Source organism: Limisphaera sp. 4302-co (assembly GCF_049537155.1).
In the GTDB taxonomy this organism is placed as follows: domain Bacteria; phylum Verrucomicrobiota; class Verrucomicrobiia; order Limisphaerales; family Limisphaeraceae; genus Limisphaera.
This window is the reverse complement of sequence record NZ_JBMVQZ010000003.1, coordinates 18,455-31,844: the sequence shown is the minus strand read 5'-3', so window position 1 is coordinate 31,844 and position 13,390 is coordinate 18,455. Positions and strand designations below refer to the sequence as shown.

The 13,390-nt window shown below is 66.0% G+C and carries 11 protein-coding genes; 10 read left to right on the top strand and 1 reads right to left on the bottom strand.

What is annotated here, in order from left to right; translation table 11 throughout:
* The first annotated feature begins 139 nt into the window (after positions 1-139).
* From ACPDIX_RS03990 to ACPDIX_RS03960, 7 genes are all read left to right on the top strand, one after another.
* On the top strand, positions 140-910 hold the full coding sequence (locus tag ACPDIX_RS03990) for a Nif3-like dinuclear metal center hexameric protein (protein WP_423430489.1): 771 nt from the start codon (positions 140-142) through the stop codon (positions 908-910).
* 49 nt (positions 911-959) lie between these two features.
* Positions 960-1,928, top strand: a complete 969-nt coding sequence (locus tag ACPDIX_RS03985) for a glycosyltransferase family A protein (protein WP_423430488.1) — start codon at positions 960-962, stop codon at positions 1,926-1,928.
* A 6-nt stretch (positions 1,929-1,934) separates the two neighbouring features.
* Positions 1,935-3,026 carry a class I SAM-dependent methyltransferase gene (locus tag ACPDIX_RS03980; RefSeq protein ID WP_423430487.1) on the top strand — a complete coding sequence of 364 codons (1,092 nt, stop codon included), beginning with the start codon at positions 1,935-1,937 and terminating at the stop codon, positions 3,024-3,026.
* 203 nt (positions 3,027-3,229) lie between these two features.
* Positions 3,230-3,433, top strand: coding sequence for a hypothetical protein (locus ACPDIX_RS03975; RefSeq protein ID WP_423430486.1), 204 nt, complete (start codon positions 3,230-3,232; stop codon positions 3,431-3,433).
* A gap of 309 nt (positions 3,434-3,742) precedes the next feature.
* A complete protein-coding gene (gene cutA, locus ACPDIX_RS03970) occupies positions 3,743-4,108 on the top strand; it encodes a divalent-cation tolerance protein CutA (RefSeq protein ID WP_423430485.1) in 366 nt (121 codons plus the stop codon).
* Between the two features lie 380 nt (positions 4,109-4,488).
* The gene (locus ACPDIX_RS03965; protein WP_423430484.1) at positions 4,489-6,168 is read left to right on the top strand and encodes a putative transporter; all 1,680 of its coding nucleotides are present in this window, start codon (positions 4,489-4,491) and stop codon (positions 6,166-6,168) included.
* 61 nt (positions 6,169-6,229) lie between these two features.
* Positions 6,230-7,231 (top strand): sodium:calcium symporter, encoded by a 1,002-nt coding sequence (locus ACPDIX_RS03960; RefSeq protein WP_423430483.1) that lies wholly within the window; start codon positions 6,230-6,232, stop codon positions 7,229-7,231.
* Positions 7,232-7,342: 111 nt separating this feature from the next.
* Here the strand turns inward: ACPDIX_RS03960 and ACPDIX_RS03955 are convergent, their stop codons facing one another.
* Positions 7,343-8,113: an enoyl-ACP reductase FabI gene (locus ACPDIX_RS03955; protein WP_423430482.1), complete on the bottom strand. Its 771-nt coding sequence runs from the start codon at positions 8,111-8,113 to the stop codon at positions 7,343-7,345.
* Between the two features lie 336 nt (positions 8,114-8,449).
* Here ACPDIX_RS03955 and ACPDIX_RS03950 point away from each other — a divergent pair, with 336 nt between their 5' ends.
* From ACPDIX_RS03950 to ACPDIX_RS03940, 3 genes are all read left to right on the top strand, one after another.
* Positions 8,450-9,289, top strand: coding sequence for a type II secretion system protein (locus ACPDIX_RS03950; RefSeq protein WP_423430481.1), 840 nt, complete (start codon positions 8,450-8,452; stop codon positions 9,287-9,289).
* 137 nt (positions 9,290-9,426) lie between these two features.
* The gene (locus ACPDIX_RS03945) at positions 9,427-11,511 is read left to right on the top strand and encodes an immunoglobulin domain-containing protein (protein ID WP_423430480.1); all 2,085 of its coding nucleotides are present in this window, start codon (positions 9,427-9,429) and stop codon (positions 11,509-11,511) included.
* A 492-nt stretch (positions 11,512-12,003) separates the two neighbouring features.
* Positions 12,004-13,365, top strand: a complete 1,362-nt coding sequence (locus ACPDIX_RS03940) for a sodium-dependent transporter (RefSeq protein ID WP_423430479.1) — start codon at positions 12,004-12,006, stop codon at positions 13,363-13,365.
* Positions 13,366-13,390 lie beyond the last annotated feature (25 nt).

Sequence of the window (13,390 nt, the reverse complement as noted above, 5' to 3'; positions counted from 1 at the left end):
GGATGGACCTGCGGGTCTTGTGCCCCGGCCGGTGGCGCACTCGGGGAGGGGCGCCGGGTCGCACGCAGGCGCGGCCCTGCCGGTTGTCTTGGAAAGCTTTCGGCTTGGCATCGGCGGGTGAGACCGGCTTTCTGGGCGCGTGACAAGGCGCAGGTCGGTTTCCCTCGACGAGATTGTGCATTATTGCAACCGGACGCTGGGCATCCCGGAGTTCCCTGACTACGACGGTGCCTGGAACGGGCTGCAGGTGGAGAACGACGGGCGGGTGACCCGGCTGGCGGCGGCCGTGGATGCCTCATTGGCGACGGTCCGCATGGCCGGAGAAGCGGGCGCAGACTTCCTGCTGGTCCATCACGGGTTGTTTTGGTCGGTCCGCCAGCCTTGGACGGGCATCCATCGCCAGCTCTGGCTGGCGCTGCACCGGTACAATCTGGCGGTCTACAGCGCGCACCTTCCCCTGGACGCCCATCCGCGGTGGGGGAACAACCGTCTGTTGTGCCAGGCGCTGGGTTGGCGGCCGCGGAAGCGGTTTTTCCTCTGGAAAGGCAGGGAAATTGGTTGGTGGGTGGAAACCCGGGTGGGGCGCGAGGAACTGCAGGAACGGTTGGCACGCGTGCTGGGCGGACCGGTCCGGCTCCTGCCGGGCGGCCCGGCGCTGTGCCGGCGGGTGGGAGTGGTGACCGGAGGCGCCGGCGCCGAACTGCGGGAGGCAGCGGCGGCCGGCTTGGATACTTTCATCACCGGGGAAGGCCCGCACTGGACCCATGCACTGGCGGAGGAGTTGGGCCTGAACGTCTTCTACGGCGGTCATTACGCCACGGAGACTTTCGGGGTCAAGGCCCTCGCGGCCCATTTGTCGCGGCGATTCGGGTTGCCCTGGACCTTCCTCGATCATCCCACGGGGCTGTAGGGCGCGTGCTTGTCGAGCGGCCGTCGGCCCTGGGATACTCTGGCGCGCGATGCGAACGCGGCTGCTGACAGTCATCCCCGTGTACAACGGCGAGCGGTTCCTCCGGGCCACACTGGAATCGTTGGCCGCCCAAACCCGCCGGCCGGATCGGGTGGTGGTGCTGGACAACGGCTCGACCGACGGTACCGAGGCGATCGTCCGGGCCTTCCGGGGCTGCCCGTGCGAGTTCGTGCGGAATCCCACCAACCTCGGGTTGTTCGGCAACCTGAATCGCGCCCTGGACTTCGCCGCGGAAACGGAATACCTGCATCTGATGCCGGCCGATGACCTGCTGAAACCACCCTTTTACGAGGTGATGATGCAGGTGCTGGAGCCTCACCCGGCGCCGGCCCTGGCGTGGTGTCTGGACGAACGCATTGATGAGGAAGGCCGCCACCTGAGCGTTTCGGGCCGGCCCACGGGCAGGGTGCGCGTGTGGGACGTGGACGCCTACCTGCGCAAGAAGGCCGAGATCGGCAACCAGGCCCTGGCCGCCACGCTGTTCAAGACCGGTTACCAGCCCGCACCATGCCGGTTCCGCATGGACATGCCCATCCTGGCCGACGTGGTCTTCTACGCCGACTGGGGGCGGCACAGCCGGGCACGCATCGAGGTGACCCGGGATCTGGTCCAGTACCGGTGGCACGGCGGCAACATGAGCTGTGAACTGATGCCCGGGTTGCAGGCGCTGGTGTTGGACGAATGGAAAACCATGCAACTGGTCGAGACCATGCGCGGCCGCACCGGCCTGGTTCGGAACTGCAAGTTGCGCGGTTTGTTCGGCGTGCGGACCGGCATCAAGGCGCGGCGGATCCGCCAATTGGGCCGGCGGGAGTATGCCCGCGAAATCGTCCGCGCAGGGCGGCGCATCTCGGGGTGGCCCTTGTGGCTGGCTGCGCAGGTGCTGGTGCACCTGCGTGATTGGGTGGTGTACGGCCTGCTGAAGCGCCGGCGCCAACCTCGGAACGTCTTCAGTTGAGGAATCATGACCGGGCGGAAAGAGGCCGGGAAGATACTCCTGCGCAGTGTGCCGGTGCCGAACTGCCTGATCTGCGGCCGGCCCGGCCGGCGGCTGTACGACAACCTGGCCGACCGGTCTTTTCAGGCCCCCGGCCGCTGGGGGTTCCTGCTCTGCGAAAACCCGGATTGTGGTCTGGCCTGGCTGGATCCCCAACCCATCCCCGAAGACCTTTCCGCCGCTTACACCGGCTATTACACACACGCCCAACCTGCTCCTGGTCCCTCCTGGCTCCGGCACTTGCTGGAAACCGTCCAACGGGCGTATCTGGCCCGGCGCTTCGGGTACCCCCCGGGGCCGGCCGGCCGCTGGGGTGGACTTGGATGCGCGGTTTTGGGCGCCCTGGCACACCTTCATCCGAGCGGGCCGGATGAGCTCGACGCCGCAGCGATGTATCTCCCGGCACCCCGTGAACCGGCCAGGTTGCTCGACGTGGGCTGCGGCAGCGGCGTGCACCTGGCACGAATGCAGCAACTGGGGTGGTCGGTCGAGGGCGTCGAAGTGGATCCGCAGGCCGTGGCGACTGCCCGGGCACGCGGTGTGCCGGTTCGATTGGGAACGCTGGAGGAACAGCAGTATCCGGACGCCTCGTTCGACGCCGTCTTCTCTGCTCACGTCCTGGAGCACGTGCACGATCCGGCGGGACTGCTGCGCGAGTGCGCCCGGGTCTTGAAACCCTCCGGCCGATTGGTGCTCCTCACGCCAAATCTGGAGAGCCACGGCCACAGACGGTTCGGACCCGCCTGGCTCAACCTGGATCCGCCGCGGCATCTGTATCTGTTTTCACCACGCACCCTGCGTCGCCTGGCCGAGCGGGCGGGACTGAAGATCCGGGTCCTCCGCTCCACGGCGCGGACCGCATGGGTTTACGGCGCGCTGAGCCGGGCGATCCAAAAGCGTGGTCGGGCCGAGATGCGGGAACTGAGCCGCCCGGCGGCGCTGCTGGAGGGGCTGCTCTACCAATTGCAGCTCCGGTGGAGGCTGCGCAGCGATCCGATGTGCGGCGACGAACTGCTGCTGGTGGCCCAGCCCTCGTCGGGGGAGGGCGAGGTTTTGTAGGTCGTTGCGTCAGAACGAAAAGGTTTTCCACCTGCGCCGGGCGCCGCGACACGGCCCGCCCGGCGCCGAGCCCACGACCGGTTTCGCAGTTGCCTCTGTCACGGGGGCGGCCCCTGCAGCTCCGACGGGCCTGCCCCACAATTCTTGCAAAAGAGATCAAAAAATTTGAATGACCTGGCGTTTCAGGCTATCTAAGGAGGCGTATGAAGAAACTCATTGCACTCCTCGCGGTGGTGGCGGTCGCCTTTGCGGTTCAGGCTGGTGATGCTGGCGCGAAGGACAAGGCCGCCTGCGAACAGGCCAAGTCTGCCTGCCCGGCTGCTCAAGCCAAGAAGAGCTGCTGTCCGGCGGCCAAGGACGTGGCGAAGAAGCCCGTCCAGAGTCCGAAGGCCGGCGGCCAGAGCTGATCGCCTCCACCCTTTACTGCAGCTTCCTGTTCCGGCCGATACCGGCCGGCAGGAAGTCTTTTCTTTTTGGGGGCAGACGGGAGCCGGGTTTTGCCGTCCGGGGCGGTGTTGTGTAGCATCCGCATGTCGGAGCGCGGGGACGGGAAGGCCCGCAGCAGTGGCGAGGTTCGGTGGGAAGGGGGCAGGGGTCCTGTGCCGGAGCGGGGCGTGCGGTGGTGCGGGACGGCAGCGCGAGGTGAGTCCGGAGCAGTCGTCCGGCCCTGAATCGGTCCCGGGTTCGCCTGCGGTCCATGAGAGGCAAGAGCGTGCATGAAGCATACGCGGAACGTGGTGATTGTGCTGATGACGGCGCCGGACATGGAGACTGCGCGGCGCTTGGCGCGTGGGGCTCTGGAGGCACGGTTGGTGGCCTGTGTGAATCTGGTTCCCGGCGTGGAATCGCATTACTGGTGGGAGGGCCGCGTGGAGCAGGCGGGTGAGGTGCTGATGATCGCCAAGACGTTGCGTTCGCAACTGGGTCTGTTGGAGGCCTGGATCCGCCGGGAACATCCCTACAAGGTGCCCGAATTGCTGGTGACCCCGGTGCATGCGGGGCTGGATGCCTATCTGAACTGGTTGGCCGCCGAATGCGGTGCATTGGACGGGACGGTCCCGGACAGCCGTTCCGGCGGATGAGCGGCCGTTCGAGGTTGCGGCGGTGGTGTCCCAGGCGCGCCGATTTCTTCTCGTGCCATTCGATCGTCGTCGGCCTTGACTGGTGAGGTGTGCCTTTGCGTTGTTCGGAGTTGCGGCCGCAGGGGGACTAGTGCGCCGGTATCCTCGCGGGCGACGCGAGTTCCTTGGCGCGGCGGCCGTGGGGCGAGCGTGGTGATTCTCCCATTGCCCGGGCTGGTGCCCGTGTCGGGGGCCGCACGTGTGGATGCGAGCGTTGCCGGTGAGCTGCCGAGCGGGATTGACCTGACGGAGGGTGTGACGGAGAATCGGCGGCTCACGATTCGGGTTCGGGGGAGCGGCGGAGGCTGAAGCGGCCGGGGCCGCGGTTGTTGCAGGAGAACATGTTCGATTGGTGGACACACTTCCGGCAGACCCAACCCACGGCGCACGCCCTGTTGGTGCTGGCGATCGTGGGCGCGGGTGGTTTGGCCCTGGGAAGCGTGCGGTTGCGTGGACTGAGTCTGGGTGTGGCCGGCACGTTGTTTGTGGGGCTTGTGCTGGGGCATTTCGGTTGGGGGTTGGACTCCGAGGTCCGGGCCTTTGTGCAGGAGTTCGGACTGATTCTGTTCGTTTACACCATCGGGATGCAGGTGGGGCCGGGGTTGATGGACTCGTTACGGCGGCAGGGGACGGATCTGAACACAGGGGCGGCTCTGGTGGTGGCTTTGGGTGCGGCGGTGGCGGTGGGGTTGGGTCTTTGGTGGGGATTCCACGCGGGGGCGGTGGCCGGGATTTTTGCCGGTGCCACGACGAACACGCCTGCCCTGGGCGCTGCCCAGGAGGCGTTGCGGGCGGTGCACCAGCCGGATCCGGCGGCTTTGGCACTTCCGGCCATGGCCTATGCGGTGACCTATCCTTTCGGGATCGTGGGCATCATTCTGGCCATGCTGGTGCTGCGGAGCTGGCACCGCATTGACCTGGAGGAGGAACGGCGCCGGTTCGAAGAGGATCAACGGGCGGGCCAGGAAAGTCTCACTTACCTCAATGTGGAGCTGAGGAACCCGAACCTGGACGGCCTGACCGTGCGGCAGCTTCCAGGGATTGAGAAGCTGGGGGTGGTGATTTCGCGGCTGCGGAAAGCGGGGCAGCGGGAGGTCCAGATCGCGCGGGCCGACACAGTGTTGAACGTGGGCGATGTGATGGTGGTGGTGGGTCGTCCAAAGGCGGTACAGCAGTTCCGGATGATCGTGGGGCGGCCGAGTGAGGAGGATTTGACCCGGGTGGAAGGGCCGATCACGTATGCGCGCGTGGTGGTGACCAACCGGGAATGCGTGGGCAAATCGCTGCGCCAACTGGCGTTGAACCACCGATTCGGGGTGACGGTGACGCGGTTGACCCGTGCGGACGTGGAAGTGCCCGTGACGGCCGATCTGCGGTTGCAGTACGGTGACATGCTCCGGCTGGTGGGCACCCGCGAGGACCTGGCGCGCGCCGCGCAGTTGCTGGGCAACGCTGTGGAGGAGCTGAACCACACGCGGTTGGTTCCCATTTTCGTCGGTATCGCGCTGGGGATCCTGGCTGGAAGCCTGTCGCTGCGGCTGGGTTCGATGCCTGCGCCGGTCCGTTTGGGGCTGGCCGGTGGACCGCTGTTGGTGGCGATCGTGCTGAGTCGCGTGGGCAGGTTGGGCCCGCTGGTGTGGTACATGCCGGTGAACGCCAATCTGCTGCTGCGCGAACTGGGGATCGTGCTGTTTCTGGCGTGCGTGGGTCTGCGTGCGGGCGAGCATTTCGAGGAATCGCTTCGGGGGATGGAGGGATGGTCATGGATGGCGGCCGGCGCGGTGGTGACCTCGCTGCCGCTGCTGGCGGTGGGAACATGGCTCCGGCGCGTGCGCCGGATGAACTACCTGAGCATCTGCGGTTTGTTGGCCGGCAGCATGACCGACCCGCCGGCGCTGGCTTTTGCCCAATCGTTTTGCAGGTCGGAAGCACCTGCGGTGGCGTATTCGACCGTCTATCCGCTGACCATGATTCTGCGGATCGTACTGGCGCAGTTGATCGTGTTGCTGTGGCCGGGTTGAAACGGCGGGGCGGAAACGGGCAGTGCGGGAGAGGACACGACCGAGTGGGAGGGATCGGCAGATGGAGGGTGTGGCGGCACAGACCGGTACGTGGGGCGTGGTCGCGCCCTGGTTCCATCTGGGGTTGTTCGCCCTGGGCTCGTTCCTGCTGTTGTGGCGGTTGGAAGCGCTGTCGACCCGCGGCTTCGAGGGTACGGTGCTGGGTGCGCTGGTCATGCCCTACTGTTCCGGCTTGGGCAACCTGATTTTCGTGTTCGTGCTGCTGCGGGAGGGCGGGCCCGGCGGGGAAGTGCTGACCAACGCATTCGTCAACAACATGACGAACCTGACCCTGCTGGTGGGCCTGCCTGCCATTTTCTGGAATTTGTCACTGGCAGGGGGCGGGGCTGTTGCGGGTTCGGTGGAGGAACCTTCGGCGGCGCAACGGCAGCGGGGACTCCAGGGCGTGCTGCTGACCCTGCTGGCCGCTCTTGCGTTCACGCTGGTGCTTTGGGTGCAGGGGCGGGACGGATGGATTCGCAGGGGGGAAGGCGCATGGTTGGTGGCGCTGTTTCTGTTGTGGCAGGGCTGGCACGTGGTCGAGGTACTTCAGGAAAACCGGCGTCGGGAGGGGCGGCTGCTGGGTTGGATCCTTTTGTTCGACCTAGCGGCGCTGGCTTTGGGTGCGTGGCTGAGCTACGTGAGCATCCAGTGGCTGGTGGACTGGGTCCTGCAGCGGGCGGAGGGGCTGTTCAGCGCCCGGTATCTGGGCTGGCTGAGCGGTTGGCTGCTGGTCACACCGAACGCCGTGCTGGCCCTGTACTACGGATTTCGCGGGCGGCCGGAGGTGGTGTACTCCTCGCAGGTGGGCGATGGACACATTTGCATACCCTTGTGCGTGGGGTTGTACGCGTGTGTCCGGCCGCTGGAGGTGCCTGCGTTTTTCACTCCCGCCATGGCGGCGATCTGCGGGGCAGCGCTGCTGCACCTGGGGTTCGTGTATGGCGTGGGTCGTTTGCCGCGCTGGATGGGTTGGATCCTGGCGGCTGGGTACGTGCTCTTTGTGCAGCAGGGTCTGCCGTGAGACCCCGGTGACCCGGCAGGCCCATCGCCCGCGCCGCGGCGCCGCGCTGGGCGGCCCGGGCCGGACCAGATCCGCCCTCCGGCCAAGGTACGGGGGCCGTGTGGGGAGGGCTTACATCCCCATGATCTGGTAGCCGCAGTCCACGTAGATGACCTGTCCGGTGATGGCGCCGGCGCCATCGGTGGCCAGGAAGAGACCGGTGGCACCCAGCTCCTCGGGCTGGACATTGCGCCGGAGGGGGCTCCTGGCCTCGTAGTGCTTGAGCATCTCGAGAAAACCGCTGATGCCCCGGGCGGCCAGCGTGTTGACGGGGCCTGCGCTGATGGCATTGACGCGGATCCGCCGTGGCCCCAGGTCGTACGCCAGGTACCGGACCGAGGCTTCCAACGCCGCCTTGGCCACACCCATGACGTTGTAATGGGGCACAACCTTTTCCGCGCCATAGTAGGAGAGGGTGAGGATGCTGCCTCCCTCGGTCATCAAGGGAGCCGCGGCACGCGCCAGGGCCACCAGCGAGTAGGCGCTGACGTCGAGGGCCACCCGAAAGGCCTCGCGGCTGGTGTCCAGGAACGAGCCTTCCAAGGCCTCGCGCGGCGCGTAGGCTACTGAATGCAGAAGAAGGTGCAACCGGCCGTAACGCTGCTGGAGCTCGGAGAAAACGGCCTGGATCTCCTCGTCCCGGGTCACGTCGCAGGGCATGAGCAACGTGTCGGCACCAAACGTGCCGACCAGCTCGGCGACATTCTCTTTCAAGCGTTCGCCCTGGTAGGTAAAGGCCAGTTTGGCGCCCTCGCGGGCCCAGGCCTTGGCGATGGCCCAGGCGATCGACCGCTTGTTGGCCACTCCAAAGACCACTCCGATTTTTCCGTCCAGCAATCCCATGGGTTCTCCTCTGTGGTCGTTCGAACAGAAATGCGGGCGCGATCCGCGGACCGGGCCCGGCATGTGTTCGACCGGCACGAGGATGGGTGACGGTGACCGCGGGATGCAAGCTTCCAAAGGCCGCCTCGCCGCCTTGCCCGGGTCGGGCCATGAACCCCTGGCCATGGCCCGGCTCCGGTGCCGGAGGGTCGAAATCCGTTCGGCAAGGGTGGGGACCCGCCGGAGCCGGGTTGGCAAAATTTTCAAGCAGCTGTGCAGAAAATCGGGGTGGCGGACGTCCGGTTTCCGGATAACGTGATAGCAGACAGACAAACCCTCAGACGAACCAGTGTCATGATGCGAGCGAATCCTGTGCGCAAGGTGAGCGGGGAACTGCCGATCCGGCGGGCTTCCCGTGCAGCCTTCACATTGATCGAACTTCTGGTGGTGATTGCCATCATTGCCATTCTGGCCGGGATGCTGCTGCCGGCCCTGGCCAAGGCCAAGGACCGTGCGCAGCGGATTGCCTGCAACAACAATCAACGGCAGATCGGCATGGGCGTCCACATGTACGCTGGCGACAATGACGACGTGCTGCCGCAGTGCAACTGGCCCCAGGGCCAGAATCCGTGGCAGACCTACGAGGCCTGCCGGGTGGTCCCGGGTACGCCCAATCTGAGTCGCGGCCCCTACGCTCTGGGCAGCTTGTTCTTCTCCAAGGTGGTGCCGGACGCCAAGGTCTTCTATTGCCCGAGCGGCTCGAAGGTCAGCCAGACGTGGACGTACGAGTACTATTCCCGCGATTTTCCATGGCCTTCGACGCCCAGGGATTCGGGCGACGACAATGTCCGGTGCGGTTACAACTACTATCCGCAGTCCCGGACGCTGGAGTTGGCCGCCCGCGGGGTGTACCTGCCCGCACTGGTTTACGACCCGCAAACCAGGAACGTGGCGCGGATGAAAATGCCCCAGATGGATCCCACCAAGAGCATGTCCACTGATCTGCTTCACAACATCAACGCGGCTGCGCACAAGGATCAGGGTGGTGTAGCAGGGATCAACGCCCTGTTTGGTGACGGGCATGTCCGCTTCCAGACCGCCCGGGCCAACCCCGAGGCGTTCGATCCGACCATCTGGCAGAATCTGGGTAGCGATGCTTTTAACTTCCGCCGGCTGATGTCCTTGTGGAAACCTTGAGCGGCGTCCGAAAGGCGTCCGGTTTGGCCGGTGCGATCAACCGGCGGCGGAAGTGGTCCGAAGGGCCGCTCCGAAGCCAAGAATTGAGCCAATGAACCCCGTGGTATCCTATGAACCGCAAACGTGATGTCTCAAGCATGAACCTTTCTCGTATCCACCCCCGGCCTTTCCGCGTGCGCACGTGCGGGTGGGCCTGGGCGTTGGCTGCTGTGCTCGGCCTGGCCATGCCGGCTTCGGCCGTGCTGATGCGCACCAGTCAAATGGTCGGGTTCCAGAGCGGGAACCTCGGTGCGGTGGGCGGCACCGAAGGTTGGGACGGCTCCAGTTCCGAGGTTACGGTCACAGCCGGCAGCGGCAGTTTGGATGGGACACCCCTCGGGCTGGTCCCCTCGGCGGGGGACAAGGCGGATGTCTCCGCCAATCCCGGCACTGTCACGCGGAACCTTTTCGCCCCGGTGGCGTCCACGTTTCCGGCCAACCGGACCACCAATGTGTACTACTCGTTCCTTTACCAGTTTCACAACGCGGCGGATGTGGATCCCGCCGGGGAGCCCATCGTCCAGATCAACCGTCAGAACAGCGGCAGTGCTTACACGGTCCGTGCGTATGCACGTTCGGTGGGAAACCAATGCCAGATCGGCGTGGCCAAGACCAACGGGACCGTTGCCTGGGCCTCGACCCTGATTCCCGTGGAAAGGACCGTGTTCGTGGTGATCCGGCACCAGATCATCGCCAATGGGGACGACATCGTGGATCTGTGGGTGAATCCCGACCCGAACACGCTCGGCGCGCCGGAAGAGAACGTGCCGCCACCCCACGCCACGGCCACGGATGGCAGTGAGGATACCAGCAACACAGGCCCCGGCCGGTTTTATATCGTCTCGGGGGCAAACGCGTCGTTTGACGAGTTGCGGGTGGCCACCACCTGGGCGGAGGTGACGCCCTCCCCGCTGCAATGCTCGCCCCCGGTGATCACGGAGCAACCGACGAATGTGGTCATCACCGCCGGGATCAACACCACGCTGACCCTCACGGCCGAAGGGACCGCTCCCACCTACCAGTGGCAGGTCAGCCGGGACGGCGGTCAGACGTGGGCCAACGCCACGGAAGGATGGGGCATGACCACGCCGGCCTACACCACGCCGAATCTGCACCTGGCCGATGACGGGATTCAGTTCCGGTGCATCGTGACGGTGGGCTGCGCCAACACGTCGGTCACCTCGTCCGTGGCCACGGTGACGGTTCGACCGCCGGTCCCGACGCCGGTCGGGCTGGTGCTGTACGACAACTGGGCCGACGGCGACCGGACGACGGGCCCGGTGGGAATCTCGAACTCGGTCTGGTTCGCCTCCAGTTCGGGCTCCCTTTATTTCCTGGACGGTTTCCTCTACGGCCAGCCGGCCTCGGGCAGTTCACGATTGTGGATCGGTTATTTCACGGACGACACCGAGACGAACCTGCCCGTGCATCTGGATGTGGGTAAGGCCATCAAGGTCACTTGGCGCTGGAACAGTTCCCAGATCGTGCCAACGGGCGGGAACCTGCGCGTGGGCCTGTTCGACTACGCCGATGGCGGCCAGCGGGTCACCGGCGACAACTTCGGATCGGGCAGTGCCGGCAACGGCCAGAACGTTCGTGGCTACATGGCCATCATTGACTACGCGCAGACCTTCGGAACCAGTCCGATCAACCTGCGAGTGCGAACCGCTCTGGGCAGTGGAAACCTGATGGGATCCACCGGCGATTATCCGGTCACGTTGGTTACGGGACCCGAGGAGGCGGCCGGTCAACCGGCGTTTCAGGACCTGGTGAACTACACGCTGGAGTTCATGGTCACGCGGGTCGGGTTGAACGAGGTCGAGGTATCGGTGACCATCACCGATGGCCAGAACACCTGGAGCGTGACGGGGCGCGACTCGGTTTACGCATACCACCGGTTCGATGCGTTTGCCATCCGACCCAACTCGCTGGAGACCACCGCATTTGACTTCCAGTTCCTGGACTTTGCGGTGGAGGTGCTACAGAGCGCAGTGCCGCAGCCAATCCCGCTTCTGTTCGGTCGGGACGGCAACAACCTGGTCCTGAGTTGGGACGATCCGCGGTTTGTCCTGCAGGCGGCACCGGCGGTGACCGGGCCATGGACCAACGTCCCGGCCGCCATGAGCCCGTACACACACGCGATCGGGAGCGGATCGCTCTATTTCCGGCTGGCCACACCCTGAGGCCTGCTGAACACGGCGGGAGTGCGGCCCGGTGCGCCCACGCGCAGCTCCTTGTGCGGGAAGGCGACAACCGGGCCGCGGTGTCTCGACCGACCACGCTGCGTCGGTTCAAATCCGCCCTGCCCGACAGGCCGGCCGACAACCGCGCCGCCGCGCGGGCGGGGTCGCGCAATGGAACCGCAGGACGGATCCGGCTTCTGCAAGGCCCCCTCCCCGCAGGCGGAGAATGGAGGTCGGCCCGGTCACCGGAGGTCATCCGGGTTCATACGGCGGCCGTGGGGGAACGGCTTGCATCCCCGGCGGGATGAGAAGAGCTGAAGGGGATGCCGCCCGCGCCTGACTGATGGCCTGGCGGCCGTGGTTCGGACCTGTGGATCAGGGCGGTGATGCGCGGGTTCGGGGGCGTCTGTCTTGGAACGGGGTCGACCAGTCGGCGCGGCCGGCGCGCAATCGGCTTGGAAGAAGGGGCCGGTTTCCGTAAGGGAAAGGGGCATGCAGACACGGCAGCGCGATGGACATTGGCGGTCGCGTTGGGGATTCGTGCTGGCTGCGGCGGGCTCGGCCATCGGCCTGGGCAACATCTGGCGGTTCCCGTATTTGACCGGTGAGAACGGTGGGGCGGCTTTTGTGCTGGTGTATCTGGCGGCGGTGGTGTGGGTCGGACTGCCGCTGTTGTTGAACGAGTTGGTGCTGGGACGGCACGGCGGACGCGACGTGGTGGGGAGCTTGCGCGTGCTGGCCCCGGGAACGGCCTGGCCGTGGGTGGGTTTTCTCTGCATCACCTGTTGTTTTGTGGTGCTGAGCTATTACTCGGTGGTGGCGGGATGGGCGCTGGCGTACGCCGTGGCTTCGGCTCTCGGGGTGCGGTTGGACTTTGCCGTTTTTGCCGCCTCGCCAGGGCCGGTGCTGGCTTCGTTTGCGGCGTTTCTGGCCTGTACGGTGGCCATCGTTCAGGCCGGTGTGGCTGCCGGGATCGAACGATGGTCCCGGCGGTTGATGCCGTTGCTGGGGGTGTTGATGGTGCTGGTGCTGATCCGGAGTCTCACCCTGCCCGGGGCGGCTGCGGGGGTGAAATACTATCTGCAGCCGGATTTCAGCAAGCTCCATGCTGACGTCCTGTTGAAAGCGACGGGGCAGGTACTGTTCTCGCTGGGGGTGGGCTGGGGTCTGCTGATCACGTACGCCTCGTATCTGGACCGATCCCATCCGCTGCCGCGGGCGAGCCTGTGGGTGGCGGGGTTGGACACGTTGGTGGCGTTGGTGGCCGGGTTGATGATCTTTCCCGCGGTGTTCGCCTTGGGGCGGGACCCGGCCGGTGGGCCGTCGCTGACGTTTCAGACACTGCCGGACGTGTTCGAGCGGATGCCGGGCGGCGGGTTGGTCGGGCCCGTGTTCTTTTTGCTGCTGGTGGTGGCGGCTTTGACCTCCACGATCGCCATGTTGGAGGTGCCGGTGGCCTGGCTGGTGCAGGAGAAAGGGGTGTCGCGGGCGCATGCGGCCTGGGGCGTGGGCGGGGCCGCGTTCGTGCTGGGGATTCCGTCGGCGCTGTCGGTCGGCGGGGCGCGGATCTTTTCGGAGGTGCATCTGGCGGGGCAGACGGGGGTGATGGACATTTTGGACCAGGTGTTCGGGACGGGTTTGTTGTTGCTGATCTCGCTGTTGTTGAGCCTGTTCACAGGATGGCGCTGGTCGGTGGAGTCGGCGGCGGCGGAGGCTGGGGAGGGTTGTCCGACGTTCGTTCGGGGGCGGTGGGGCCGGTGGCGGGTGGCCCTGTGGGGCTTCTTTTTGCGGTGGTTTTGTCCGGGCGTGATTCTGGTGTTGCTGGGGCAATGGTTGCGGCTGGTGTTGGCGTGACGGGGCGTGGTCGGGGTGACGAGCG